The organism is Chitinophaga niabensis, from assembly GCF_039545795.1.
Classification (GTDB): Bacteria; Bacteroidota; Bacteroidia; order Chitinophagales; family Chitinophagaceae; genus Chitinophaga; species Chitinophaga niabensis_B.
On record NZ_CP154260.1, the window covers coordinates 4,956,270 to 4,981,628 of the forward strand.

Annotated in this window: 23 protein-coding genes; 11 read left to right on the plus strand and 12 right to left on the minus strand. The window is 45.8% G+C overall.

What is annotated here, in order from left to right:
* Positions 1 to 4 precede the first annotated feature (4 nt).
* The gene (locus AAHN97_RS19670; RefSeq protein ID WP_343303785.1) at positions 5 to 1,144 is read left to right on the plus strand and encodes a cytochrome-c peroxidase; all 1,140 of its coding nucleotides are present in this window, start codon (positions 5 to 7) and stop codon (positions 1,142 to 1,144) included.
* A gap of 43 nt (positions 1,145 to 1,187) precedes the next feature.
* Complete coding sequence (locus AAHN97_RS19675; RefSeq protein WP_343303786.1) at positions 1,188 to 2,186, plus strand: alpha/beta hydrolase family protein; 999 nt, start codon at positions 1,188 to 1,190, stop codon at positions 2,184 to 2,186.
* Between the two features lies 1 nt (position 2,187).
* On the opposite strand, the gene AAHN97_RS19680 is transcribed toward AAHN97_RS19675, so the two are convergent.
* The 5 genes from AAHN97_RS19680 to AAHN97_RS19700 are packed head-to-tail and all read right to left on the minus strand — an operon-like array spanning position 2,188 to position 4,169.
* The gene (locus AAHN97_RS19680) at positions 2,188 to 2,766 is read right to left on the minus strand and encodes a YdeI/OmpD-associated family protein (protein WP_343303787.1); all 579 of its coding nucleotides are present in this window, start codon (positions 2,764 to 2,766) and stop codon (positions 2,188 to 2,190) included.
* Positions 2,767 to 2,784: 18 nt separating this feature from the next.
* Positions 2,785 to 3,153, minus strand: a complete 369-nt coding sequence (locus AAHN97_RS19685) for a DoxX family protein (RefSeq protein WP_343303788.1) — start codon at positions 3,151 to 3,153, stop codon at positions 2,785 to 2,787.
* Between the two features lie 6 nt (positions 3,154 to 3,159).
* Positions 3,160 to 3,630: an SRPBCC domain-containing protein gene (locus AAHN97_RS19690; RefSeq protein WP_343303789.1), complete on the minus strand. Its 471-nt coding sequence runs from the start codon at positions 3,628 to 3,630 to the stop codon at positions 3,160 to 3,162.
* 6 nt (positions 3,631 to 3,636) lie between these two features.
* Positions 3,637 to 3,960 carry an ArsR/SmtB family transcription factor gene (locus tag AAHN97_RS19695; RefSeq protein ID WP_343303790.1) on the minus strand — a complete coding sequence of 108 codons (324 nt, stop codon included), beginning with the start codon at positions 3,958 to 3,960 and terminating at the stop codon, positions 3,637 to 3,639.
* Positions 3,961 to 4,016: 56 nt separating this feature from the next.
* A complete protein-coding gene (locus tag AAHN97_RS19700) occupies positions 4,017 to 4,169 on the minus strand; it encodes an alpha/beta fold hydrolase (RefSeq protein WP_343303792.1) in 153 nt (50 codons plus the stop codon).
* Between the two features lie 168 nt (positions 4,170 to 4,337).
* On the opposite strand from AAHN97_RS19700, the gene AAHN97_RS19705 reads away from it, so the two are divergent.
* The 3 genes from AAHN97_RS19705 (at position 4,338) to AAHN97_RS19715 (ending at position 6,519) form a co-directional block, all read left to right on the plus strand.
* Positions 4,338 to 4,949 carry a DUF4142 domain-containing protein gene (locus AAHN97_RS19705; RefSeq protein ID WP_343303793.1) on the plus strand — a complete coding sequence of 204 codons (612 nt, stop codon included), beginning with the start codon at positions 4,338 to 4,340 and terminating at the stop codon, positions 4,947 to 4,949.
* A 26-nt stretch (positions 4,950 to 4,975) separates the two neighbouring features.
* A complete protein-coding gene (locus AAHN97_RS19710; RefSeq protein ID WP_343303794.1) occupies positions 4,976 to 5,998 on the plus strand; it encodes a serine hydrolase domain-containing protein in 1,023 nt (340 codons plus the stop codon).
* Positions 5,999 to 6,168: 170 nt separating this feature from the next.
* Positions 6,169 to 6,519: a hypothetical protein gene (locus tag AAHN97_RS19715; RefSeq protein WP_343303795.1), complete on the plus strand. Its 351-nt coding sequence runs from the start codon at positions 6,169 to 6,171 to the stop codon at positions 6,517 to 6,519.
* Between the two features lie 45 nt (positions 6,520 to 6,564).
* On the opposite strand, the gene AAHN97_RS19720 is transcribed toward AAHN97_RS19715, so the two are convergent.
* Together AAHN97_RS19720 and AAHN97_RS19725 are read right to left on the minus strand one after the other, a co-directional pair.
* Entirely contained in the window at positions 6,565 to 7,866 is a 1,302-nt protein-coding gene (locus AAHN97_RS19720; RefSeq protein ID WP_343303796.1) for an amidohydrolase family protein, read from the minus strand.
* Between the two features lie 25 nt (positions 7,867 to 7,891).
* Positions 7,892 to 10,969 carry an amidohydrolase family protein gene (locus AAHN97_RS19725; protein ID WP_343303797.1) on the minus strand — a complete coding sequence of 1,026 codons (3,078 nt, stop codon included), beginning with the start codon at positions 10,967 to 10,969 and terminating at the stop codon, positions 7,892 to 7,894.
* A gap of 174 nt (positions 10,970 to 11,143) precedes the next feature.
* Between AAHN97_RS19725 and AAHN97_RS19730 the strand changes: the two genes are divergently transcribed.
* From AAHN97_RS19730 to uxuA, 3 genes are all read left to right on the plus strand, one after another.
* Positions 11,144 to 11,551, plus strand: a complete 408-nt coding sequence (locus AAHN97_RS19730; RefSeq protein ID WP_343303798.1) for a hypothetical protein — start codon at positions 11,144 to 11,146, stop codon at positions 11,549 to 11,551.
* Positions 11,551 to 12,825, plus strand: a complete 1,275-nt coding sequence (locus AAHN97_RS19735; RefSeq protein ID WP_343303799.1) for a glycerate kinase type-2 family protein — start codon at positions 11,551 to 11,553, stop codon at positions 12,823 to 12,825. The genes AAHN97_RS19730 and AAHN97_RS19735 overlap by 1 nt, the downstream gene beginning before the upstream one ends.
* 102 nt (positions 12,826 to 12,927) lie before the next feature.
* Positions 12,928 to 14,097 (plus strand): mannonate dehydratase, encoded by a 1,170-nt coding sequence (gene uxuA, locus AAHN97_RS19740; protein WP_343303800.1) that lies wholly within the window; start codon positions 12,928 to 12,930, stop codon positions 14,095 to 14,097.
* A 235-nt stretch (positions 14,098 to 14,332) separates the two neighbouring features.
* On the opposite strand, the gene AAHN97_RS19745 is transcribed toward uxuA, so the two are convergent.
* From AAHN97_RS19745 to AAHN97_RS19755, 3 genes are read right to left on the minus strand one after another with little or no spacing between them, the layout of a single operon-like run.
* On the minus strand, positions 14,333 to 15,610 hold the full coding sequence (locus tag AAHN97_RS19745) for a TolC family protein (protein ID WP_343303801.1): 1,278 nt from the start codon (positions 15,608 to 15,610) through the stop codon (positions 14,333 to 14,335).
* 18 nt (positions 15,611 to 15,628) lie between these two features.
* Positions 15,629 to 17,209 carry a DHA2 family efflux MFS transporter permease subunit gene (locus tag AAHN97_RS19750; RefSeq protein ID WP_343303802.1) on the minus strand — a complete coding sequence of 527 codons (1,581 nt, stop codon included), beginning with the start codon at positions 17,207 to 17,209 and terminating at the stop codon, positions 15,629 to 15,631.
* A gap of 4 nt (positions 17,210 to 17,213) precedes the next feature.
* Positions 17,214 to 18,257, minus strand: coding sequence for an HlyD family secretion protein (locus AAHN97_RS19755; RefSeq protein WP_343303803.1), 1,044 nt, complete (start codon positions 18,255 to 18,257; stop codon positions 17,214 to 17,216).
* Between the two features lie 158 nt (positions 18,258 to 18,415).
* Here AAHN97_RS19755 and AAHN97_RS19760 point away from each other — a divergent pair, with 158 nt between their 5' ends.
* A complete protein-coding gene (locus AAHN97_RS19760) occupies positions 18,416 to 18,901 on the plus strand; it encodes a MarR family winged helix-turn-helix transcriptional regulator (RefSeq protein ID WP_343303804.1) in 486 nt (161 codons plus the stop codon).
* On the opposite strand, the gene AAHN97_RS19765 is transcribed toward AAHN97_RS19760, so the two are convergent.
* Positions 18,878 to 21,472 carry a CHAT domain-containing protein gene (locus tag AAHN97_RS19765; protein WP_343303805.1) on the minus strand — a complete coding sequence of 865 codons (2,595 nt, stop codon included), beginning with the start codon at positions 21,470 to 21,472 and terminating at the stop codon, positions 18,878 to 18,880. The genes AAHN97_RS19760 and AAHN97_RS19765 overlap by 24 nt on opposite strands.
* 229 nt (positions 21,473 to 21,701) lie before the next feature.
* Positions 21,702 to 23,684, minus strand: a complete 1,983-nt coding sequence (locus AAHN97_RS19770; RefSeq protein WP_343303806.1) for a PKD domain-containing protein — start codon at positions 23,682 to 23,684, stop codon at positions 21,702 to 21,704.
* Between the two features lie 218 nt (positions 23,685 to 23,902).
* On the opposite strand from AAHN97_RS19770, the gene AAHN97_RS19775 reads away from it, so the two are divergent.
* Both AAHN97_RS19775 and AAHN97_RS19780 read left to right on the plus strand, forming a co-directional pair.
* The gene (locus AAHN97_RS19775) at positions 23,903 to 24,484 is read left to right on the plus strand and encodes an RNA polymerase sigma factor (RefSeq protein WP_343303807.1); all 582 of its coding nucleotides are present in this window, start codon (positions 23,903 to 23,905) and stop codon (positions 24,482 to 24,484) included.
* The gene (locus tag AAHN97_RS19780) at positions 24,481 to 25,203 is read left to right on the plus strand and encodes a hypothetical protein (protein WP_343303808.1); all 723 of its coding nucleotides are present in this window, start codon (positions 24,481 to 24,483) and stop codon (positions 25,201 to 25,203) included. Before AAHN97_RS19775 ends, AAHN97_RS19780 begins: the two co-directional genes overlap by 4 nt.
* Positions 25,204 to 25,359 lie beyond the last annotated feature (156 nt).

Genomic DNA, 25,359 nt, shown 5'->3' on the forward strand with positions numbered 1-25,359 from the left:
TGTTGTGTTGCTATTTGCTTGCCAGGATAGGGCTAAACCTCCTGCTGCAAAAAGGGAGCCATTAGGCCTGGGGAGTATTGACGCATTGCCGGCTAATTATAGATCTCCGGCTGATAACCCTTCTTCGGTGGAAAAGATTGAATTAGGGAGGTTGTTGTTTTATGATCCTGTGCTATCCGGAGGAAGGGATGTGTCTTGTGCTACCTGCCATCATCCTGATTTTGGGTACGCGGAAAACCTTGATCTGTCTATTGGGGTAAATGGGAAGGGGTTGGGAGAGCATCGGAAATTTAATTTTAAGAATGATATTCCTTTTACTAAGCGGAATTCACAATCTCTTCTCAATATAGCTTTTAACGGCATAGGGCCGGATGGGCATTATACGCCGGAGGATGCTCCTATGTTCTGGGATCTTCGGGCTAAAGGACTGGAGGATCAGGCAACTTTTCCCGTGAAAGCACTGGAAGAAATGCGGGGACATGGATTTGCTGAAGAGAATATTGCGGATGAAGTGGTGAAAAGAGTGGCAGCCATTGCGGAATATAAGCGCTTATTTGAAAAGGCGTTCCCTGAAAATGATTCTATAAACCTGCTTAATATCTCCAAAGCATTGGGCGCTTTTCAAAGATCCCTTATTGCCAATAACTCCCGGTTTGATCAATATATGCGTGGAGACAGGTCCGCATTATCTGATCAGGAAGTGGAAGGCATGAACCTGTTCCTCAAGGCAGGCTGCGCAAGGTGCCATAGCGGGCCTATGCTGTCGGACTTCAAACCTCATGTGCTGGGCGTTGCTGATAATGAGAAATTACCCTTTTCTGATTCCGGTTATCAAAGTACCTATGCATTCAGGACGCCTTCTCTCCGGAACCTTCAGCTTACAAGACCCTATATGCACAATGGAAAGATAGCCACTCTCAAGGATGTGTTATTCCTTTATGAAGATCTGCATGGGAAACCATTGCAGAACCAGCATGTAGCAAGAACACAATTAGACCCGCTGGCGCAGGAAATGAAAGTTGAATTTAAGGATATCAATGCCATTGTTGAGTTCCTCAATACCCTGAATGATGGTAATTATGATAAAAAAATGCCAGCATCCGTTCCCAGTGGTTTACCGGTTGGCGGGTTAATCCAATTTTAGGTTCTGCTTAACATTTGGCTGGGTACATTTGAAAAAAAAAGCCATGCGGTCCCTTGCCCTATTCTTTCTCCTGTGCATTTCTGTTTCCTGTAAGAAAAAAGATTTCTTAGCAGGGTTCGATAAGCGCGCCTTGTTTGCAGCTCCTTCTGCTGTTGAAACAGATGCCGTTCTGAATGAATGGCAATCGAGGAACCTTACGCCTACGGGTTACGCCGTAGTGCAGGAAACACCATTATCAGACGGTAAGTATACATTCAAGATAGTATCCTTTACTGTAGCAGGTATTAAAGAATATGGCGCACTCATCATTCCTAAAACAAATACGCCTGTTCCTGTAAGAGTGATGATCAGCGGCTTCAGCATTGATCATGCTGTGACTTCGCGGATCATTGCAATAGGAGATAACTCCGATCAACCTTTTATATTGGCTATTCCTGCATTACGTGGCCAAAAGCTGGCGCTTACTGTCAATGGCACAGCGTATTCTTCTCCCCTTTCTGAAGGAAAACATTGCGATGCGTTTGACGGCGCAACAGATGATGTGATCGCCTTTCTGAACCTCATACAGGCAACGGAAAACAAAGCTGATATTAACCGCACATCGGTAAGAGGCGGCAGCCGTGGCGGAACGGTTGCACTATTGGCAGGCATCAGGGACAAAAGGGTCAAAGCCGTGGTGAACGTTGTTGGCCCCACTGATCTGATGGCCTTAACTGCCGTGAGTGAAAACGATGCAACCTATCAATGTCAATTCCTGGATGCCTTAGTGCATCAGCAGGCCAGCATGGCTTCCACCAGGCTTAAGATGATTGCCAGCTCTCCACTTTACTTTGCTGATAAATTGCCTGCCACGCAAATTCACATGGGCATAAAAGACAAAAATGTACCCATTGCACAAGGACATGCATTACAGGAGGAAATTAACCAGTCAGGATCGGGCGCTGCTTTTACCTTCTTTTCTTATGACAGGGGGCATGCTGATATGGCAGACAACAATCCTGAACTGGAAAACAGGATCAAACAATTCCTAGATCAGTTCTGATCTAATCTTCCAGGCCTTTTCCGTCAAGGATCTGCCGCAGCACTTTTTCGATCCTTGACTCGCGGGTTTTGGATTGTTTGGCGGAGGAAAAATGAAGAAGGTATCCTCTTTGCCGGCCCGGTGTCAATGCATAAAAAGCTTTTTTCAGTGCAGGCATCTCCGCCAGTTTCTTTTCAAACTCTTCGGGCACCTTGTATTCGGAGACTTTTTTAAACTCCACTTTCAAACCAGCTTCTTTTATTTCAATGGCTTCAAACACATATTCTTTCAGGATGGGTTCCAGCTTTTTTATTTCTGCAAGGCTGGTAAACCTTACCTGGCGGGCGGATTGAACATTCTCTGTTTGCTGGATCAATATGCCATGAGGGTCTTTCATCAAAGCGCCTTTGTGAAACAGGAGTGCGCAATAATCTTTGAAGTCGTGGATCAATACGATGTTACTTTTCTCGAACGTGTAACAGGGAACGCCCCATTTCAACTCTTCATTGAGGTGACAATCCAGCATGATAGACCTCAATTGCTCCAGTTCCTTCTGCCACTTTTTGGCTTTCTTGAAATAAAAATCAACTTTAGGATTCATGCTTATTTGTTTTATAGGTTAAACTTTTCTGGTTGCGGGTCTGAAATACCATGATACTATTGTAAGTACTATCAGCAATGACGGGCCAAACAGATCCATAGCGGGACTTCCCACTGCAATATGTGAAAAAATAGCGCCAGACATTACAAAGAAAAAACCGGCGTAGGCCCATTCCTTTACCAAGGGGTATTTAGGAACTAAGATGGCTATTACTCCCAATAGTTTCCAGATACCAATGATGGTGAGGAAATAAACAGGGTAACCCAATCTTCCCATCATGGCTGTTTCTGCTTCATGCCTGAGTAATTGAACAATGCCGGTTGACACCATTCCCAATGCAAGCCAGATAGTGGCAATCCAGTAGATGATCTTGTTTCTCTTTGTCATAACGTTTTATTTAAGTTTGAGTTTACTGACAACTTTTTCCAATGCATCGTGGGCCATGTTGATACCATATGAAAAAGGTAACTTCAGGTTTTTATCTCTGTGTTCTACTGATCTGTACACCATTTGCATAGTGAGTTTGCTGGTGTCGTCCGTGAGTTTTTCGAATGCTGAGAATTCGAGTACTACATCAAAATCAGCGTTGTGCATTTCATGCGTGCGGATGATCTTTTGCTCCGGAATAAACTCATGATAGGCGCCGCTGGCTTCGAACACTACATTACCTTCGTATGAGGTCTGAAAATGCCAGCCGCCGTACTTTTGGTTGTCAAGTCTCAGCACTTTGGTGCCCATCCATTGTTCAATAAGCTCGGGTTCAGTATATGCTTTGAACAGCAGCTCCAATGGCAGATCAAATTCCCTTGTGATAGTCAGGTCGTGTCTGCCTTTTTCGGCAGTAACTTTTGTTTTACGTTCCATAATATACTATTTCTTTGGTTTATACTTTTTCATAACGTCTTCCAGTTTATTAAAACGGTCGTCCCAGAGTTTGCGGAACGGTTCTATAAAATCTGCTACCTCTTTCATTTTTTTTGCATTGATGTGATAATAAATTTCTCTGCCTGTCTGCTCCTGCCTCAGTAGTTCACATTCTGTCAGGATCTGTATATGTTTCGAAATCGTTTGCCTGGATGAATTGAAATTCTCTGCTATAGCGCCAGGCGTCATGGCCTGTATAGCGACCAAAGTAATGATGGCCCTACGTGTAGGGTCTGCTATTGCTTGAAATACGTCTCTTCTGATTCCCATTGTGCAGCCGTTTGACTGCAAATATATGTGCAGTCATTCAACTGCGCAAATTTATTTTAGGTTTTCAGGAAATTTTCCAGGATACGGTTGAATTGTGCGAGCCGTTCCATCATGGGGGCATGACCACACTTTTCGATCATAACTAACTGTGAATCAGGTAACATCCTTAAGAATTCCTGTGCTACATCCGGTGGGGGGTAACCACCCATGCTGTTGTTTTCATAAAGACCTGAACTGCCGGTAAAGACTAAACGGGCTACTTTTTCGGGATACTGATGGGTGCATAGAATGGCAACATAGCCACCCAGGGAATTTCCGACGAGTATAGGGAATTTAAGGCATGTGTTTTGAAGTCTTTATCAGAAAAGGAGGCTATTATGAAAAAGTCACTTTCATTGCTGTTAATACTACTGTTGATCAGTTGTAATAACAGACCTGCAGATAGCGAAAAAAGAGCGAAGCAAGAAAACAGGGAAAGGATCGATAGCCAGGCTAGTTTGAATGAAGGACCTGTTTCGCTTAGCAGATCAGATGCTGATTTTCTTGTGGAGGCTGCGAGTGGAGGAAATATGGAAATTCAATTGGGGCACATGGCGCAGAACAAATCAACCAGTGAACAGGTGAGAGCATTTGGTAGTATGATGGTCAAAGACCATGAAGAAGGTGGAGAAAAGCTTAAAAGGCTCGCTATAGCTAAAAACGTTGTATTGCCGGATTCTATATCTGCCGCACAGCAAAAGCAAAAAGATAAACTACTGAAAGAACCTAATGGTGATTTTGACAGGGCTTATATAAACCTCATGGTGGATGATCACAGGAAAGATATCAGGGAATTTCAGAAAGCTGCAAGGGATGCAACCGATAGTGAAGTGAAGGCTTTTGCGGCGGATCAGTTGGCGATGTTCTATAAACACCTGGACTCTGCTGAGAAGATATTGAAGCGTATGGGACCGAAGAGGATTCCTGTAGGGGCACCGCCTTATGAGTAAAAAGGAGTAAATTCATCTTTTTGAAGATGAAAAAAATCACCCTATCATTTATAGTCCTTTTAATTGGAACAATGCCCCTGTATGGTCAGTCAAAGAATATTGCGTCGGTTGACCAGCTGTTAATTAAGATGTCCTTTTCCGGTGCAGTTCTCATTGCAGACAGTTCAGGGATATTGTTATCGAAAGGTTATGGCTATGCCGACAGGGCAAACAAAATTAAAAATACTCCCGCCACGAGGTTTAGCATGTCATCGGCATCAAAGGTATTTACGGGTACGGCCATTACTTATCTGGCCCAGCAAGGGAAATTGAAATTTACCGATACGCTGGGGCAATACATCAAAGGGTTTCCTTCCGGTATAACCATCCATCAAATGCTCACCCATTCTGCGGGTTTGGATGATTTCTTCAACGCCAAAGATTTCAGTTATAATAAAGTAAGGAATTGCATCGACATGCTGACTTTTATGAGATCATTACCATCGGTGTATCCGCCAGGAGATAGTTGTATCTATTCAACAGGTGACTGCATTGTATTAGGGGCCATTATTGAAAAGATCACGGGGATGAGTTTCCAGAATTATATCAAGACGACATTTATTGATCCCCTGGGCTTAACCAATACCAGTTTTACTCCTTACTGGGCACTGGATGACACGCAGAGAAAATATGCTATCGGCTATCGCAAGAATGATGAAGCCATTCCTTATAACTATGATAACGGATCTATTCCCTTATCGGCTGGCGGGGCATGGAGTAGTGTGGAAGATATTTATAAATTTGACAAAGCGGTATTCTCCGGCAAAGTTGTACATGGAAAGTACCTCTCGCAAATGATGACCAAACATACTTCTGCATGGGAAGGTTCGCACTTTGGTTATATCTGGATCATTAATGATAAAAGCATTGGGCATTCGGGGGATAGTTCCGGGTGGCATGCGATGAATAATTATTATCCCAGGCAGGGATATACAATTATCCTTCTGACGAATTCAGGGGGTGTTGATCTGTATGAACTTGGGGGGAGGGTGGAGGCGTTGTTGTTTTAGGAATTATTTTTAGCTTTACCTATGTTCTGGTTTAAAAAGAAACGATCTCAAGCAGGCAAATATCCTTACAGAGCCTGCAACATCTATATCAGTGAAAAGTACCAACAGATCCTGTTTGTCCCTTTTGGGAGGCTGATATCGGCCTGCATGTAGAACAGGAAAATATTATCGTGGATACATGGCCCTGCAAATTCCAGGACCTGCAAACAAATATAGAGGAGGCACTTAACCGGTATCAGCCATTGGTACCTTATGATAAAGACAAGTCCTTTTGGCATACTTTCGATCTCAGCAAGGCAAAAACCCGGCGTTCTTTTGAAACCGACTATATTTCCATACATCTTTCAACAGATACAACAAAGGAATATGGAAGTCATGAAATAGAGCGGATCAGGGTAAGCGCGGAACCTTCCCCGCAGGACAACACCTATTCTTTAGCAGGATGCTCACATTTGGTTGAAACACGTATAGCACAGATCACACTGGACATTTATAAAGCCTGTGTGAAAATAAGAAGCTAAGAAAAGAAGGCATCCCATCCGGAATGCCCTCTTTCTTATAAAAACTTATTTCAAACCATACTTGTACTTGTACCTTTCGTACAACTGTTTATGTTTATCCTCCAAACTCACTTCTCTTCCCTGGATATAAGCTTTCGTGATCACACTGGATTTCATATCCAATATATCCCCGGTGCTCACTACAATGTTCGCATCCTTCCCTACTTCCAGCGAACCCGTTTTATCTCCAATGCCTAATATCTTAGCTGCGTTGAGGGTGATAGCGCTGAGGGCTTCCTCTTTGCTCAAACCATAAGCTCCTGCTGTACCTGCATTAAAAGGCAGGTTACGTTGCTGCCAGAAACCTTCGTTGCTGATGCAGAACAGGATGCCTGCTTTCTGCAACTGGGCAGCTGTTTTATAGGGCTGGTCCACATCATCGTCCTGCATCACAGGGAGGCTGTGCGGCTGGGTGAGGATCACGGGGATGTTGTTTTGTTTGAGCACATCGGTGATCAGCCATGCATCCGTACCACCAACGATCACTACATCGAAATTGAATTCTTTGGCGATGTCTGTCGCTACCACCAGTTCCTTCACCAGATCGCAGTGAATGAAGAGTTTCTGCGTGCGATCAAATAAGCCTTTTACCGTTTCATATTTCAGGTTCACCGCATCGTGTTTTTGAGCAAGAGAGTAAGCTTTTGCTTCGCGGAAGAAAGCTTTCACGCTGGCGATCTCTGCCATGGCAGCTTTGATGGCATCATTACCGGGACCGGCAGCAGGCGCACCAAAAGGATTACCACGTGGCATCAGGCGGGGCATGTAGAAGTGAAAGCCATTATCTGTTTTGTAGGCAGCATCTTCCCAGTTCCATGCATCGAGCTGTACTACGGAAGAACTTCCGCTAAGCAGACCGCCTTGTGGTACTACCTGTGCTAAGAGTATGCCATTTGTACGAAGGGTAGCAATGATCTTGGAATCTGTATTATAAGAAACAATAGAGCGAACGGAAGGATTGATCTCTCCTACTTCTGAGAAGTCGTTGGTAGCGCGTACGCTTTCTACTTCTGTGAGGCCGAGGTTACTTTCCGGGGCTATGAGGCCGGGATAGATGTGCTGACCATTTACATCAAAAACTTTCACATCGTCTGCAGGTATCGCTACATCTGCACCGATAGCAGTGATCTTTCCATTGTTAAAACCAATGGTACCGTTATTGATCACCTGGCCATTCCCTACGTGGATGGTGGCGTTCTTCAGAAACACCAGGCCCTTCTGCGCAGGAGCAGGGTACACTGTTTCCTGCGCATGCAGGGAAGTGTAACTGGCGGTAAATCCAAGTATATATAAGAATAATTTTTTCATGTTGAATGCGAATTTACTGGTTACATTATTTAGCGTCTTCTGCTTCATGGTTCACATCACGCATGATATGATGTTGGTGGCCTGCCTGAAGATCTTCGCAATGCCAGATCTCTTCGCGGCTTGGTGTAGGCCTTGCCATAGGAGCACCTTTCTTTTTCTCACCCAGCATCTTACCGATCAAGCGGGTACGCTCTGCTGCTATGCGGGCGCGCAGTTCGAGGTCTTTATCGCGATCGAAATACACGATACCGTCTACAATGGTTTTATCTGCTTTTGCATAAATGCTGAGGGGATGATCGCTCCAGAGTACCAGGTCGGCATCCTTACCTGTTTTCACACTACCGATGCGGTCTGCCACATGCAATAACTGTGCAGGGTTTAAGGTCACCATCTTCAATGCATCTTCTTCAGCCATGGAACCATATTTCACACTCTTCGCAGCTTCCTGGTTCAGGCGGCGGGCCATTTCGGCATCGTCTGAGTTGATGGCTACAGTGAGACCAACACGTTGCATGATAGTGGCATTCTGCGGGATGGCATCAACCACTTCCATTTTGTAAGCCCACCAGTCTGCAAACGTGGAAGCGCCTGCGCCCTGTGCTTTCATTTTATCTGCCACCTTGTATCCTTCAAGGATGTGGGTGAAGGTGTTTACTTTGAAGTTGAAGCGGTCTGCTACTTTCAGTAACATATTGATCTCGCTCTGTACATAAGAGTGACAGGTGATGAAACGTTTATTGTTGAGGATCTCCACGAGCGCATCCAGTTCCAGGTCGCGGCGTTTGCCTGCACCTGCTTTCTCATAATCTTTTGCACGGGTGAAAGCATCTACCAATACCTGTTCAACTCCCATACGGGTTTGCGGGAAACGTACACGTTGCCTGTCGCCCCAGTTGGATTGTTTCACGTTTTCACCTAAGGCGAACTTGATGAAACCTCCCCAGTTCTGGAACTTCAGCTCTTCTGCATCTGCACCCCAGCGCAATTTGATCAGCTGGCTTTGACCACCAATGGTGTTAGCAGAGCCATGCAACAGGTGAGAGGAAGTAACACCGCCACTTAACTGGCGGTAGATATTTACATCGTCCGGATTGATCACATCTGCAATACGTACTTCCGATGTAACGGATTGGGAACCTTCATTTACACCACGTGAAATGGCGATGTGGGAGTGTTCATCCAAAATACCGGGTGTGAGGTGTTTACCGGTACCATCTATTACTTTGGCATTGCCGGCAGCAAGCCCTTTTCCTATCTGTGCGATCTTGCCGTTGCGGACCAGTACATCTGTTCCTTCGAGTTTTCCTTCTTTTTCATTGGTCCATACAGTAGCATTGCGGATCAGCAGATCTTCTGCTTTGGGCAATGTTTCATATCCATAACCGGAGAAAGGAAAATATATTTTACCGTATTGCGGTGTTTCTTTCTTTTTAGCAGTGTCTGGTTTTGCAACAAAGGCTTTGGAGAAGGTGGCAGTCCAGTTGCTGTATTTACCTTTATCATCTACACCAGAACCACTCCATTTGTTATCTGTTCCGATCACACCACTGAGGCGTAATTGTTGCTTGCTGTCTTTTGTAAGCGGGATGTTCAGTTTTACAAGTTGCCCATCGATATCAATTTTACCGGCGATGGTATCTTTACCCTGGTAAGATAAAGCAGGTGCAGCTTGTGTTCCTTTAATTTCGATGGGGTAAGTAACACCACCAAACTGTAAAGCGTAAGTGCCCCTGATATCACTCCATCCTTCTTCTTTTATGATGTACTTATTCCCTTGTACCCAGTTTTGATACAACACGGTGTTTTCCTGGAATACAGGGCCTGAAGTGATGATGAAGTTGGCCAGTTTACCGGCATCAAGACTTCCTACTTTATCATAGGCCTTTAAAACGGTGGCGGGTGTTTTAGTTAAAGCTTCGAGGGCTTTTTGTTCAGTGAGACCATATTCAATGGCTTTGCGCACACTGGCGATAAATGATTTCACATCCTTCAGTTCCGCCGCGGTTAAACAGAAAGGGATGTTCGCTTTTTCAAAAGCGGCTGGTTCTGTAGGAGCCAGTTCCCAATGTTTCATATCTGCGAGGGCTACGAAACGGGCATCGTTCGGATCTTCCACATCCATAGCCTGGGGGAAATTCAGTGGCAGGATGTAAGTAGCTTTCGTGGCTGCTATTTCAGGGATACGCTGATATTCATTACCTCCGGCTTTGATCACATACTGCACTCCGAATTCATCGCCGATCTTGTCTGCACGCAGGGCATTCCATTTATCATTGGCTTCAAAGATCTGTATGAGTGATTGATTATCATTCCAGGATTGCAGGCTGAGGTTCAGTCCTTCTTTAGCAGGTTGTGTTTTATACCATTGCGCATCCAGGTATTGCTGGCGGAGCAGGGCAATCATTCCCATTAAGGATCCGGGATAATCCTGTGTGGAGGAACCTTTATCGAAAGAATAATGTGCGGATGCTTTTTCGCGGATAACCGTCTGGCTTTCTTTTTCAGCAGAGAGGGTTACCAATGCTCCGGTACCACGGGCAATGCCATCAGCCTGATGGGTCAGCACGGTACCAAAACCAGCTTCGCGGAGGTTTTTAGCTTTGGGCTCATCTGCGGAGAATAACTGGATGGCATTCACTTCACTTTTAATAGCCTGGTTCCAGCCCACTGCACCTTTGGTAGCAGTGAACATCTGGGGGGCTGCTCCAAAAGTACGGCCGCCTCTTTGCTGAGCGGGCATTCCATAATCACTATAGATGTCCACAAAAGAAGGGTAGATGTATTTCCCTTTACAATCAATGACTACGGCATCTTTAGGGATGGCTACGTTCGGGCCGGCTCCTACGATCTTTCCATCGCGGATCACGAGAACGGAGTTACTGAGTGTGGTTTGTGCATCTTTAATAATGGTGGCATGGGTAAAAGCATAGCAGGCTTCTTTAGGTTCAGATACGCCATTTACGGGCCAGGTTTCCTGGGCACTGGCATTAAAGCCGGCCAGTAATAACCCGATAGCGCCGCATAGGGACGACATCCGGAAGAGGTGCCGTTGGGTCTTCCTTTTTACCGGTAAGGCACCGGCAGGGAACGGATTTGATTTCATGTAAGTTTCAATTTAGAGCGTTAGATGATGGCTGATGACAGGTTTAGATAGAAAATGCCGGCATTACAGCTACAAGTGTTAAATTTAACAAATCATTGATCGCTTGCCGTACTATTTTAGTATAAATTTTACGAACGGTATAATACTTGCGGCAACCAGCTTAACCTAGTCAATATGAAAAAGAAGAATTGGCCGATCATCATGCTCCTCCTTCTCACGGTGTTTAGTGCCCGGGCACAACAAAAAACCAAATGGGATGCGGCTGACAAGGCAGACAAAATGAGCGATAAATTGTATCGCGAACTGGATCTCACAAAAGAACAAAATAAAAAGATCCATGATATTAATGAAGATATCTCCCGCCGCCGGGAAGCGGCTAAAAAAGATACCAGTCTCAAAGCACGTGACCTCATGAAAGTGCGGCAAACGCTGGACGCAGAAAGGAGCAATCGTTTTAAAACAGTGCTGACACCTGCCCAGTATAAGAAATGGAATGACTGGGAACTGAAGAAGAAAGAGCAGCTGGAAGCTAAAATGGACCGAAAACAGGATAAAAGACAAGCCCGCAAAGCAAATCGTTGATGGACCAGCACATACAGCAAGCCATTTCCATTTTTGAAAGTGCCGTTGCGGCTGTGCAACCGCGGCAGTTTATGCGTGCCTGTTTAACGGAGGATACTGTTCTGGGAGAAACCCTGCCAGTCAGTGGCCGCATTTATGTTCTTGGCGCAGGAAAAGCAGCAGCCTCCATGGCCAAAGAGGCAGAAGATATCCTGGGAGACCGGATCACACAAGGTTTTGTAGTCACTCATCAACCTACTCCTTTCCATTTAAAAAAGATCACTTCTATTATTGCAGGGCATCCGGTGCCTGACCTCAACAGCCTGATTGCCACTACCACTATGCTGGAAGTGGCCGGGGGCATACATCCTGATGACGTTGTTATTTTCCTCCTTTCCGGCGGGGCCTCTTCCCTATTGGCTGATGTACCGGATGGCGCATCCATGGAGGAAGTACAGCAACTGTTCAACAGTTTGCTTAAAAGCGGGGCCAATATCAAAGAAATGAATGCCGTGCGTAAGCACCTGAGTGCCATCAAGGGAGGGCAGCTGGCTCAAAAGCTAAGCCCGGCGAAGGTTTACACCATTATCCTTTCAGATGTGCCGGGAGATGATCCGGCTGTAATTGGCTCGGGGCCTACCATTCCTGACCCTTCTACTTTTGCGGATGCCTGGGCGGTGCTGGAAAAATACCAGATCTCCTCTGGTTTGAAGGAATACGTTAAACAAGGAATGGAAGGGCTACTACCGGAAACGCCTAAAGTATTACCGAATTCCCTTTTTACCATAGCCGCCAGTAATTATACTGCCCTGAAAGCAGCCAATGAGAAGGCTTCTGAGATGGGTTTTCATACTATAATATTGCCGGAGCTGATTGTCGGCGAGGCATCTCAGGCGGGTGCCCGTCTTGCTCAATTGGCCATTGATTACAAAGGCCCCTTTCCGGCCTGCATACTGGCAGGGGGTGAAACTACAGTACAGGTAAAAGGTTCCGGCCGTGGAGGCAGAAACCAGGAACTGACGCTGGCAGCGGGAATTCAACTAAAAGATGCGCCCCATATCACTTTCCTGTCTGCCGGAACGGATGGGATAGATGGGCCTACTGATGCTGCCGGAGCCATTGTGAGTGCAGATATTATGCAGCATGCCCCTGAAGATCCCTTTTCCTATTTAGAGAATAATGATGCCTGGCATTTCTTTGAATCCGCGGGAAGCCTTATCAGAACCGGCCATACGCATACTAATGTGATGGATATTATGATCATCCTCCTCCAGAAGCCTGTTAATAGCTATTAACAGGAAGTAATACTTTTTTGAAATCGATTGGATATTTCTTGCGGATTATTTGCATATCCCACATTTGATTCTATTTTTGGGTAACTAAAAAAAGCTTTGAATATGTTGAGAATGGAACAGACCTGGCGGTGGTTCGGTCCGAAAGACCCCGTTAGCTTGTCAGATATCCGGCAAGCGGGCGCCACAGGTATCGTTACTGCACTGCATCATGTCCCTAACGGCGTTGTATGGACAAAAGAAGAGATCCTACAGAGAAAACACGAGATCGAAGCAGCAGGTCTTACCTGGTCTGTAGTAGAAAGTGTTCCCGTTCATGAAGATATTAAAACACAAACCGGCCGGTTTAAGGAATACATCAAGAACTATCAGCAGAGCCTGCGTAACCTGGCTGCCTGCGGTATTAATATTGTTACCTATAATTTCATGCCTGTTCTGGACTGGACGCGGACTGACTTAGCCTATACGGTGGAAGATGGTTCCAAAGCCCTCCGCTTCGATAAAGCACAGTTCATGGCATTTGACCTGTTCATGTTGCAAAGACCAGGTGCGGAAAATGATTATCCTGAAGAGGAGATCTCCCGCGCCAAAGAGCAGTTCGACAGTATGACGGATGATGAGAAGAGCCTGCTGCAACGGAATATCATTGCGGGTTTGCCGGGTTCTGAAGAGAGTTTCACTCTGGAACAATTCCAGCAGGCCCTGGATAAATATAAAGATGTGGATGCGATCAAGCTGAAGCTGCATCTCTTCTATTTCCTTCAACAGATTGTACCGGTTGCAGAGGAAGTGGGGATTAAGCTGGCAATACATCCTGATGATCCTCCATTCCCTATCCTTGGATTGCCAAGAGTGGTTAGCACGGAGCAGGATGCCCGTGAATTACTGGCTACGGCTGCATCTCCTGCTAACGGGCTGTGTTTCTGTACCGGCTCTTACGGGGTGCGGGAAGATAATGATCTGGCCGGAATGGTAGAACGCCTAGGGGATCATATTCACTTTATTCACCTGCGCGCTACTAAAAGAGATGCACAGGGGAATTTCTATGAAGCGAACCACCTTGAAGGGGATGTAGATATGTATAGCGTAGTGAAGAATATCCTGGCAGTGATGCAGAAACGGAATGTTTCCATTCCTATGCGGCCGGACCATGGGCATCAGATGCTGGATGATCTGCATAAGAAAACGAACCCAGGTTATAGTGCCATTGGGCGTTTGAGAGGATTGGCGGAGTTGAGGGGACTGGAGTTAGGGATTGCCGGGGGGATGAAGTAAGACTGAATTTGGGCCGCGCTGCAAAAGGCGGTCTTTTATTTTTTCAAGAGGGTGTTCTTTATTTTGAGAGGCCCTTTTTGCAGGCAGAGCTTTTTTAGAAAGGTATTTTTTGCAGGACTTTTTTAGAAGTGTGCTTTTTGAAGTAAAGATATTTTCAGCTTAAAAATATAAAGTAAGCCCGGTACAGACGTACCGGGCTTCTTTTTTTTAACACACACTACAAAAACAATGAACCCTATTTCCAGAATTCATTGCCGTTCAGTTGTAACAACGCCAGGCTGGATAAAGACAGCTGGTATTGATATTGTATTTTTGACAACTGCGCCTCCAACATACTCGTCTGCGCATTCTGCAGATCCAGGTATGTGATCACACCATTTTTATAACGACTCTGCGCCAACTGCAAAGCACGTTGTGCCTGTTGCAATAATGACTCTGCAGTGAGCAAACGCTCCTTGCTGGCTGCGATATCCGACTGCTGTTGTATCACTTCTTTCTGTAAATTGCTTTTCACGTCCTGTGTATTCCACTTCGCTACTTCTACCTGCTGTGCTGCCATCTTTTCCTGCGTGCGTAATTTCTTACCATGGAAGATGGGCACGCTCAGGCTCACACCTGCATTGTAATTGAACTTGGCAACGCCGATATCAGGCAGGTAGCCATTTTTAAAACCGGTACCTGCATCCAGGAATAAAGAGGGTTTGTATTGTGCTTTGGCAATTTCTACACCTGTGGCAGCTACCTTTTCTCTCTCCATAGCAGTTCTGATCGCAGGGTTGTTTTTTAACTCCTGGTCAGTGAGCGAACCGGATACCGGCCATTCAAAACCTGCATGAATAGAGTCTTTCGGATGTTCGCCGGTTAAATATTCCAGCGTAGCCATTTGCTTTTGCAGGGAATTGACATAATCTACTTTCCTGTTCCGGTAAGATTCCAGTTTCACGCGGGTATTGATCAGATCAAGATCAATCGCATCGCCGTGTTTTAGTTTGGCCTCTACCATGCGCTCGGTTTCTTCCAACAGTTTGATGTTGGCTTCCTGCACATTAATATTATTATAGAGGTAGGCAATGTTCAGGTAAACATTGGCTACATCGTAAGCCAGTTGATCTTTCGCTTCTGTAGTTTGTGAACCCAGCAGGTTTGCTTCTGCCTGGCTTTGTTTGATCTGGCTGCCGCTTTTTCCAAAGTCCAGCAATAACTGGCGGGCTTCGATGCCTGCATTCACATTTTCGGAAGGCACAGGCTGGAAGGTGAAGTCACTTCCGGGGAGCTGTACTTTCGGCACGGGGTACACATGACTGTAACTGGCAGCACCATTCACTGTTGGAAGGCGGTTGGCTTTTGAAAGTTCTATCTGCCCTGCAGCGATACGCTGCTGGGTTTCCATCGATTTGATCTTTGCATGGTGATCAAATGTTTGCTGTACCATCACTTTCAGGTCATCAGGCACTGTTTGTGCAGATGCGCTGAGTGCAGTAAAAGCGAGTATGGTGATGAATATCTTTTTCATTTTGTTTAACAAGTTTGTTTAGTGCGCATGTTCCGCCGCTTCTTTGATGGCTGCTGCGCTCAGATTACGTTTCTTTACAAAGAACATCAATGGTAACACGCATATAAAGAAGATCCCTACAATCCGGAATGTATCCAGATAAGAAAGGATATAAGCCTGCTTTGATACAATTCCATCCAGCATATTCAAACCCACATGATGTGCCTGCGCAGCATCCATCCCTTTAGATGCGAGTGCGTTGGTGGTTTGTTGCAAACGGGCTACTGCTTCAGGACTATCAGGTGTGATATAATTCAGTAACTGTGTACGGTGCTCTGCATATTGCTTCGCTACATAAGTGTTCATGAATGCAATACCAAAGGCACCACCCAATTGCCGTAACATATTATTGATGGCAATACCCTGTGGCATTTCCATGGGTGTTAAGCCAGACACTGCCTGAGAAGTAAGCGGAACTGTTAAGGTAGCTGCTCCCAGCCCACGTAATAAAAGCGGCACAAAAAAGAAGGCAACTCCGGCTTCAGGACTGGCAGTAGACATCCAGAAACAGAAGATGGCGAAAATGATGAACCCGGATGAAATGAGGTATTTGGACGGAAGTCCTTTTTGCATAGCCTTACCTGCTATGGGCATCATAATAGCTGCCACAATAGCTCCCGGAAGTAATGATTCTCCTGTAAGCGTAGGTGTATAGCTCATTACTCTTTGCATCCATACAGGGTATACGAACATGGAACAATACATCCCTAAGCCCATGATAAAAGTGAGCAAGGTGGTAATGGCCAGCGTTCGGTTCTTCATCACTTTGAGGTTCACGGCCGGTGCGTCTGTTGTTAGTTCCCACCAGATAAATCCAATAAAAGAAATGGCTGCGACCACGGTAAGCACTATAATATGTGTGGCTGCAAACCAGTCTTCCGACTGCCCTTTCTCCAGTATATATTGCAGGCTGCCCACCCAGCTGATGAGTAAAGCAATACCGAGATAATCTATCTTGATAGCTTTCCGGTTGATGTTGTACTCGTGTTCCTGTTTGTCGATAAACGTAAACACCAGGAATGCTGCGATGATACCTACAGGTACGTTGATGTCGAAGATGAGTGACCAGTGGAAGTTATCTACGATCACACCACCCAATGTTGGTCCTATCGTTGGCCCGATGATCACACCCATACCAAAGATGGCAGAGGCGGTAGGCCTTTCGGATATTTCAAACGCATCGAACAGGATGGATTGGGAAGTGGACAATAAAGCACCACCACCTATACCTTGTATAAAACGCCATGCAACTAATTCCCAAAGAGAACCGGAAACGCCGCACATATAAGAAGCGAACGTAAAAATGATAATGGAGGCGAGATAGTAGTTCTTTCTTCCGAAGTAGGAAGCCAGAAAACCCGTCATGGGGATAACGATCACGTTTGCGATCGCGTAAGCAGTGATCACCCAGGAAGCATCTTCAATAGTTGCTCCAAGGTTACCGCTGATCTGCGATAATGCAACGTTTACGATCGTAGTATCGATCAGCTCCAACATAGTGGCAGAAATAACGGTGGCCACTATGATCCATTTGGCAAAGCCTTGCGGTTTGGGTGCCATACTATTAGTATTTTAAAGCTACTTCTACGCTCAGGCCTGCGCGAAGCTTGTCGAGGTATTGGTCTGCGTTATCAATAGAGATCTTAACAGGAACCCTTTGCACGATCTTTACGAAGTTACCGGTAGCATTATCCGGAGGCAGCAAAGAAAACTTAGCACCGGTGGCTCTTGAAATAGCTGCTACATGGCCTTTCAGGTGAAGATCACTGAATCCGTCTATCTCAATTTCTGCTTCCTGCCCTACTGTGATATGCGGTAATTGTGTTTCTTTGAAGTTCGCTACGATGTAAAATCCATTCTCATCCACAATAGTGAAAAGGCTTTGACCAGCTTGTACAAACTGACCGGGCTCTACATTCTTTCTTCCGATCTTACCTGTGATATTGGCGGTGATATTGGTATAGCCCAGTTTGAGTTTCATCTGATCGATCTGTGCTTTTTTACTGGCCACCAAAGCTTCTGCCTGTGTTACTTTTGCGGCTGCTACGGATACACTGGAACGGGCCAGCGTGATATTGTCCTGTGCGGCGAGGTATTGTTTTTCGTTGGTGAGACTGGCAGATTTGGTATCGTCCAGCTGGCGGTTGGTGATGGCCTGATCGTCAAAAAGACTTTGATCTCTGCGGAGATCTGCGTTGGCCTTTTCTTTCCGCACCAGGGCTACCTGTGCATTTGCGGAAGCTACACTGATACCTGCATTGGCATTTCCTAAACTTGCACGGGCAGATAATAAGTCCGCCTGCGCCTGCTGGTAATCCGCTTCGGCCTGTTGTAATGCGATGCGGTATTCCTCATCGTCAATAGCTAATAAAGTGTCCTTTTGTTTTACATTTCCGTAGTCCTGTACATACAGGTTCTTTACGTAACCGGAAACCCGGGCGATCACAGGAGCGGAATGTCCTTCTACCTGTGCATTGTCTGTTGTTTCATGGTGACTGGCGTACATCCATTGGCGGATGCCGAAAATACCTGCGAGGATAAGGATGCCGATGAAAATAAGGCGCACTGCTAACTTCCCTTTCCGGGGATTGGCTTTTGTTGTTTCCATTGTAGTGTGTGTTTTGTACGATTTTATTTTATGGGAACAAAGGTAAACCAAGTTGACATAATAGACAACTAATTTGTCTATTTATAAAAAGATTATCTTTGCATGACAAAAGGGAGTATTTTAGGGACAAAGCCTACAACGTATATAATAATATAACTATGACGACACCGTCTTTGGAGCAGAAATTTATGGATGTGGTGGCCATGCGGCCGCGTTTATTGATCAAGCTATTAAGCATTGTTAAGAAGGACTTTGATTTCCAGCTCATTGAGCAGTTACAACAGCGTGGTTATAAGGACTTTAAGATAGGGGACATGGTATTACTGGCGAATATATCTCCCGAGGGTACCATTAACAATGAACTGGCAAAAAAGGCCAGGATCACCAAACAGGCTATGAGCAAGGTGGTGAAAAACCTGGAATCGAATGGTTTCATATTCACCCGTAAACATGAAACGGACAACCGGGCCACTGTTATTTATTTAAGTGACAAGGGTAAACAGCTGGTGATCGATTCTTCTGCCTGTGTGCAGGATATTCAGCGTGGCTATACGAATATCATTGGGGAAAAGGATACAGAAATATTAAGGGATATTTTATTCAGATTGGTAGAGGGGATATTACCTCCTGCTGTAGCGAAGTAATAAGATCAATATAATCAAGGCCCCGCCAGCCCCGATCCACTTCAGATAATTCCGTTCTTTTTCCGGTTTTTCCAGGATCACAGCATGATGATGACCAATATAGGTAAGTGCTGCCCAGTAATAGGGCAGCTTTAGCTGTTGTTTGGTATCCTTATCTTCCAGCCATGCTTTCTTTGCATTGTGCAGGGCCATCATAGGGCTTTCCGCAGCAGGCAGCTGCTGATAGAAATTACCGGTTAACTGCGCTACTGTAACATCGTGTACATTCCACAAGCCGGCAACGATACCTGTAGCGCCGGATGCAGAAAATTCGCGCGCCAGCGAAATGATCCCCTCTCCTTCTGCCAGCATGCCCTGCCCTGTTCTGCAGGCACTTAACATAATGAGGCCTGGTTGGAATTTACGGGCATATAATTCAAACAGGAAGAAAGGCCCGTCTGCCAACTGGATAGCGGGTAATTGCTGTGCACCTTCCAAAGATGCATGGGTGCTGAGATGCAGGATGCTGTTCTTTCCCAATTGTTCTCTGAAGGCTGCAAGTGTGGCCTTTTCATTCTGATAATAGTTTCCTTTGGCGGCATGGCTCACTGCTTCAAACTCCTGCTGTACTGCAGGTAGCGTGATACCTTCACTGGCTTTTGAAATAAAGAACCCTGTAATGCCATTTGTTTTTCCATTGCTCTGCTGTTGTTGCTGTAACCAGGTTTGCATGGAATAGGCCAGACCGGTGGCTGCTTTTTTTAACAGGAAAGGCCATTTGCTCAGATCACGATTATATACACTGTCTGTTGGTAGTGCATCAAATGGCAGGTATCCCAATCCGCCATCGGGTACTAATAAATACTTGTTGCCAGCAATGGTATCGTTCCACAGCCAGCGCCAGATCTGGTATCCCTGTTTATAATACGTTTGCGGATCGTTCTGCATGGCTTGCGGGCCATTGTGAAAGAAGCGGGTGACGAACTGGTGAATGGCATCCAGTTTCTGTGCCGCATCCGGTAATCTTTTAATAGAGAGGATACCTTGTTTTTGCAGATCGATAATATAGAGGTGATCTGTTCCGGCGAAAAAATTCTTTACGATCAAACCCTGCGGGAGGTCTTTACCCGGGAGGAATGGAACAAAAAGCGGAGAAGGGTTTACCGGTTCAAAAAAGTCCGGGTACTTTCTTTTGATCTGTAATTGTATTTGTGAAAGTGCGTAGGCCAGTTCTGTTCTATCGCCTCCGGTTTTACCGGTGAGTGCTTTTTCTCTATCGTAATATGCAATCGCCTGCTGCAATTTTCTTTGCCGGTCCAGCAAACTATCCTTTACCTGCAACTGGCTGTTCTGCATATTGAACTGCTGCTCTTCCAGCAATACCTGTGCTTTACTCTTCTCCATGATGTCCAGCATGGTAAAAGCATATTGCTGATCACCGCTTTGCTCCCATAATTGAAAGGCTGTGTTCATGGCTTTTTCAGCGAGTGCATGGCTTTGCTTCTGATGCAGTAATCGTGTGGCGCGGCTGAAGAATTCTCTTCGTAATGATTTTTCTATGGAAAAGATCAGCATGTAGCCGGTCAATGCATCTTTTAATTGTCCTGATTGCACCAGGGCATCTGCTTTTCCTTCCAATGCATCTGCCAGCATAAATTCTCCGTACAACTGGTTCTCCTGTGGCCAGATGCCTCCTGCCAGTTTTTCGGGTATGAGTAAATGAATGCCTTTATCAAAATCGTCTGCTTTTTCTTTCAGATGTAAAGCTACGCGGCCGGATTTCTCCAGTAGTCTTGCTTTTTCTCTTTTACGTGCACCGGCGTAATGGGATTCCATTACCTTCCATCCTTCTTTAAAGAAAACCTGCGCTTCTTTGTAACGATGCTGGCTAAACGCTACATCGCCGGACATCTGTAAAGCAGAAGATAACCAGTAAGGTGCATTCTCTTCTTTCAGGATACCCGGCTGCCGTAAGATCTTTACAGCCTGTGCTGCACTCAGGGCTGCACTGTCTGTTTTGCCGGCTTTTAAATACACATCAGCTAAAGAGGAATGCAGCAACCCTGCTATGCTGCTGTTGGCGGGAGCATACTGTAAACCTGCGAGTCCTGAACGGATGGCATCGGGAAACATGTCCTGCATCTGGAATACCACTGCCAGGTTATTGTATACACCTGCAATCTGTCTTATATTTCCTTCCTTACGGGCTATTTCCAATGCTTTGGTATGAATGAATGCAGCTCTTTCATAATCTCCGAGGCGGGTGTAGTTATTGCCCAGGGGCTTCAGTATGTATTCGAGGATATCTGTTCCGGGAAAAGGTGCGGCGTTATAAAAGCGATAGGCTTCTTCGTAGGTTTCAATGGAAGGAAGGATGTTGCCTTCATACATGAGGTAATATCCCTGGGCTATGAGCATATCCAGCCAGGCGGCGCGTTCGTCTTCATTTTTGGGTTTGCGCCATGCCCAGTTATCTATTTCATTTAGTACGGTTACGCGGGTGAGGGGTTGCTCGTATACATAATCGAGCATGTAGTAGATCCACTCTTCCAGGTTATCGTCCTGTTTGAGTTGTGCTGTTTTCTTCTTCAATGTTTCAGGAAAGCCCACGAAACTAAAATCGGCAGTTGCCGATATACAGAATAGGAAAGAGAGAAGAAAACAGATCCGGATCATGTTTTAAGAAGGAGGTACCTCCCTCTTAAAGATAATTAAAATCTCCAGATGCCGTAAAAGCACGGCGGCAGTCAGGGAATCTCAGGCAACAACTAAAACTTCCAGACTCCGTAAAAGAACAACGGCCACAAGAAATCTCAGCCAACTAAAATCTCCAGATGCCATAAAAGAACAACCGCTGTTGCGGGTCTTTTATATATTGCAGGAGGCGTATACCCAGAGCCGGGCCGGCTCTTACTTTACCAATATTCAGATCTGCGAATATAGCTCCGTCTGCTGCGGAGAAGTTTTTGGTGATGGCGCCTGCCAGGTTTTGAAAGCGCTGTACAGTGCCGGAGGGAGGGACTACCATTTCTGTTGCCTGCACTACTTTTTTCTCCTGTGTTTTTTCAGAAGTCACCACACTCACCATTATACCTGCACCCACTCCTAACCAGCCGGTAATATTATAACGCAAATGTAAAGGCACTACATCCATCGTTGTTCTGCTCACCACCTCATAATTCTCTCTGCCTATCACCAGGTATTTGCCGGTACCGATCGTTGTATCCCGCTGGTCCCGGGAAAATGATCGCAGCGTTTCATTCTTCTGCTGCACATTGAAATACAACTCAGCCTGAAAGTATGGCTTATAAGGAGCAAATGCAGAAACCGTAAAACCCAGTGTTCCGGCAGGGATACCTAAGGGCAATTCTCCATTACTCATTCCTTTGCCATAACCTAAGATCACACCGGGTGAAAGGCCGGGTTTAAATCTTCCTTTGGAACGGTTGGTGATCACCGGTTCATTCCTGTCGAACACAATAGCAGCCTGACTGGTGAAGGGGAGTTTTTTCAGCTCTTTACTGAAACGTATCCTGTATTTGATAAACCCTTTCGTAGAATCCTGGTCTTCCACACCTTCCTGTTTTACACCTTTGAGGTAGATATTATTGAAGACGAAAAAGATACTGTCCTTCCGGATAATAGTATCCAGGCAGCTCTGGCGCTCATAAGCAGAATCGCACATCACGCATTTAGGGGAATAGTCTGTAATCTCCAGGGACTGGCCATTCAGCATTCCGGGCACCGCAACACCAATGGCCACTTTGCTGGCGGGGCCTTTACCCGTATTCTGAAACTGTACTTTATAACTTAATTCTTTCGACTTACTCACGAAGCGGTAATTCATGCGCCTGTTCTTCAGCTGCATCCTGTTGGGATCATGTGAGGCCACGATCTGCATATCCAGGTTGTATTGAGAGATAGGATAAGCAGGATCATCCGGTACAAACATTCCACTGATGGTAACTACGGCATTCGTGTCTTTGATCATTTCAGGGGTTGTTTCCATGGAGAGGAAGAGGAATTTTTCTTCTCCTGCCTTCAGGTCTTCTACCCGCCAGATGTGTTGTTCCCGGAACAGGGTTTTCTTTTCCGACAGCATACCCGCCAGCGCCGTTTTTCTTACAGGGTCTATCCATGCGGCATTAGAAGGGCCTCCGGCCAGGGGTACATACAGATCTTCCGAAGGAGCCATCGCCATCAGGGAGTCCAATCCAAACTTGCGTTCATTGTTGTATTTACGTTCTTCGGAGAGGACGAAGTTCTTTTGGGCAAACTGCTTTTCGTTATAGAACAATAACAGGGAACCGCTGACAGCACTCGTTCCTCCGGGATGACGATAACCAACGATGGTCACCATTTCCTCTCCGGGTTTGGGCATCCGGTTTGTTTTCATGGCCAGCATATCTGAGGCGGCAAAGAAAGACGAGGGGGCATCCGCGGCTGCGTACATGGTCTTTTTTACTTTGATACGGCGGGGTTTTCCTTTGGGGGCCTTGCCATCATCATAGTTATTGGTAGCATAGAGGCGGATCTCATAGTCGCCGGTATCTTTGTAATTGTGTACAGGTTGCGGGGCAAAGCTGAACGTGCCATCCCCGAATTCCCAGAAGTAAGTATAAAAGGCTTCGGGTGCTCCGGCTATCTGGCGGAGAGGCCGCAGGCCGGCTTTTATGACGGTCTTATTCTCATCCTGCTCCACATCTATGGTGGCGGGAATGGTATCCGGCGCTACTCTTTGCTGTCCCATGGCGGATCCTGTAAGTATCAGCAAGAGTATGGAGGCGAATAGATATTTCGACATAAAGCGGTATTTAGGATATATATAGTTGAGGCTCTCTTGCTCCGACAGTTTAAACCTCAGTAATATATATCATTTTAACTGTAACGACAAAAGGCCCTCCTGTGAATTACAGGAGGCCTTTTGGGTGTATCTGGCGTTAACAGGAACGGAGCTGTTGCCAATAGATAACCCATAGCCCTGATTTGTTACCCCCGGATTTTTAATATCTTTATTTTTATATGTCCACCCAATTCGTACACGCAGATCAATATTATATCCAGGCGCTCCTGCATAATGAAACGCAGGTGGTGGGAGAGATCTACCAACGTTTTGCGCCCAAGGTGAAATACTACGTGTTGCAGAACAGCGGCTCCGCTGACGATGCAGCCGATATCTTCCAGGAATCGCTGGTGGATATTTACAACCAGGCCAAATACAAGGGTCTCCTCCTTACCTGTCCTTTTGAGGCATTCCTTTTAATGGTGTGTAAACGCAAGTGGCTCAACGAACTCAAAAAAAGAGGACGCCAGGGGGTAACAAAAGACCTCGATGAGCAATTTAATGTTGGCGAGGATAGCTTCCGGGATGCGGAAAAGACCTGGGCAGACAATGAAAAGGCCCGGCTCTTTAAAACCATGCTGGGACAGATGGGAGAACGCTGCCAGGAGATCATCCGGCTTTCGCTGACGGATAAACCGCAGGAAGAGATCGCCGCCAAACTGGGTGTAACCTACGGATACCTTCGTAAGAAGAAATCTGAATGTATGGCCTCCCTGATCAGTGCTATTAAAGATAACCTTTCAAAATGGGGATTGACATGAACGACATCGATTACGAACTGATAGAGCATTACTTCTCCGGCCAGATGACACCGGAAGAACTGGCGGCTTTTGAAAACCGCAGGCAGGCGGATCCTGAATTCCGGGAGATGGTAGCCACCTGGTCTGATGTGAGCGATACATTACGTCAATCCCTGCAGGCTGATCCCCAGCGGGAGGCTTTAATACAAACACTGCAAAGCAACCGTAACCAGTTCAAAGAGAAAGGTAAGGTTGTTTCCATCCGCAGGTTTATGACAGCGGCAGCTTCAGTGGCCGTATTGATTGCGGCGCTGATGTACTGGAGCCCCTGGAAGAAAGACCTTTATTCCCAATATGCCATAGAAGAAATGATCTCTCCTGCAGAACGGGGTTCTGTTAAAGATTCCCTGGCGGCGCAGGCAGCGGAGCAATTCAATCACCGTCATTATAAAGCAGCGATTGTTACACTGGACAAATTATTAGCCGATCAGCCTGGTGATGCTTATGCACGTTATTACCGCGGGCTTTCTTACCTCGAAGACGATCAGCCCGAAAAGGCACGCCCTGACCTGGAAGCGATCTATAATGGAGAATCTGTTTTTAAATATGAAGGGGCTTTCTTTACTGCGCTGAGTTACCTGAAAGAAAAGAATACCGCTAAATGCAGGGAGTGGTTGCTGAAGATACCGGAGAATGCAGAGAACTATGATAAGGCACAGGAGTTATTGGGGGATCTGTAGGAGGAAGATAACCAAGGAATGCCTGTAAGAAATAACCAGGAGTAATTCAATGGCTTCAATAAAAATCCACAACATTCAATAGCGAACAAACCTGCTGAAAGGAAAACGCAAAAGACCTGCAAAAAATAACAACATCTGCACAAGAAACAGCCGGGA

Coding starts and splice junctions, on each gene's coding strand:
- AAHN97_RS19675 (WP_343303786.1), top strand. CDS start 1,188: ATGCGGTCCCTTGCCCTATTCTTTCTCCTGTGCATTTCTGTTTCCTGT.
- AAHN97_RS19705 (WP_343303793.1), top strand. CDS start 4,338: ATGAAAAAGTCACTTTCATTGCTGTTAATACTACTGTTGATCAGTTGT.
- AAHN97_RS19685 (WP_343303788.1), bottom strand. CDS start 3,153: ATGACAAAGAGAAACAAGATCATCTACTGGATTGCCACTATCTGGCTT.
- AAHN97_RS19725 (WP_343303797.1), bottom strand. CDS start 10,969: ATGAAATCAAATCCGTTCCCTGCCGGTGCCTTACCGGTAAAAAGGAAG.
- uxuA (WP_343303800.1), top strand. CDS start 12,928: ATGTTGAGAATGGAACAGACCTGGCGGTGGTTCGGTCCGAAAGACCCC.
- AAHN97_RS19770 (WP_343303806.1), bottom strand. CDS start 23,684: ATGTCGAAATATCTATTCGCCTCCATACTCTTGCTGATACTTACAGGA.
- AAHN97_RS19750 (WP_343303802.1), bottom strand. CDS start 17,209: ATGGCACCCAAACCGCAAGGCTTTGCCAAATGGATCATAGTGGCCACC.
- AAHN97_RS19735 (WP_343303799.1), top strand. CDS start 11,551: ATGGACCAGCACATACAGCAAGCCATTTCCATTTTTGAAAGTGCCGTT.
- AAHN97_RS19780 (WP_343303808.1), top strand. CDS start 24,481: ATGAACGACATCGATTACGAACTGATAGAGCATTACTTCTCCGGCCAG.
- AAHN97_RS19730 (WP_343303798.1), top strand. CDS start 11,144: ATGAAAAAGAAGAATTGGCCGATCATCATGCTCCTCCTTCTCACGGTG.
- AAHN97_RS19690 (WP_343303789.1), bottom strand. CDS start 3,630: ATGGAACGTAAAACAAAAGTTACTGCCGAAAAAGGCAGACACGACCTG.
- AAHN97_RS19760 (WP_343303804.1), top strand. CDS start 18,416: ATGACGACACCGTCTTTGGAGCAGAAATTTATGGATGTGGTGGCCATG.
- AAHN97_RS19700 (WP_343303792.1), bottom strand. CDS start 4,169: ATGGGTGGTTACCCCCCACCGGATGTAGCACAGGAATTCTTAAGGATG.
- AAHN97_RS19775 (WP_343303807.1), top strand. CDS start 23,903: ATGTCCACCCAATTCGTACACGCAGATCAATATTATATCCAGGCGCTC.
- AAHN97_RS19745 (WP_343303801.1), bottom strand. CDS start 15,610: ATGAAAAAGATATTCATCACCATACTCGCTTTTACTGCACTCAGCGCA.
- AAHN97_RS19695 (WP_343303790.1), bottom strand. CDS start 3,960: ATGGGAATCAGAAGAGACGTATTTCAAGCAATAGCAGACCCTACACGT.
- AAHN97_RS19680 (WP_343303787.1), bottom strand. CDS start 2,766: ATGAATCCTAAAGTTGATTTTTATTTCAAGAAAGCCAAAAAGTGGCAG.
- AAHN97_RS19755 (WP_343303803.1), bottom strand. CDS start 18,257: ATGGAAACAACAAAAGCCAATCCCCGGAAAGGGAAGTTAGCAGTGCGC.
- AAHN97_RS19710 (WP_343303794.1), top strand. CDS start 4,976: ATGAAAAAAATCACCCTATCATTTATAGTCCTTTTAATTGGAACAATG.
- AAHN97_RS19720 (WP_343303796.1), bottom strand. CDS start 7,866: ATGAAAAAATTATTCTTATATATACTTGGATTTACCGCCAGTTACACT.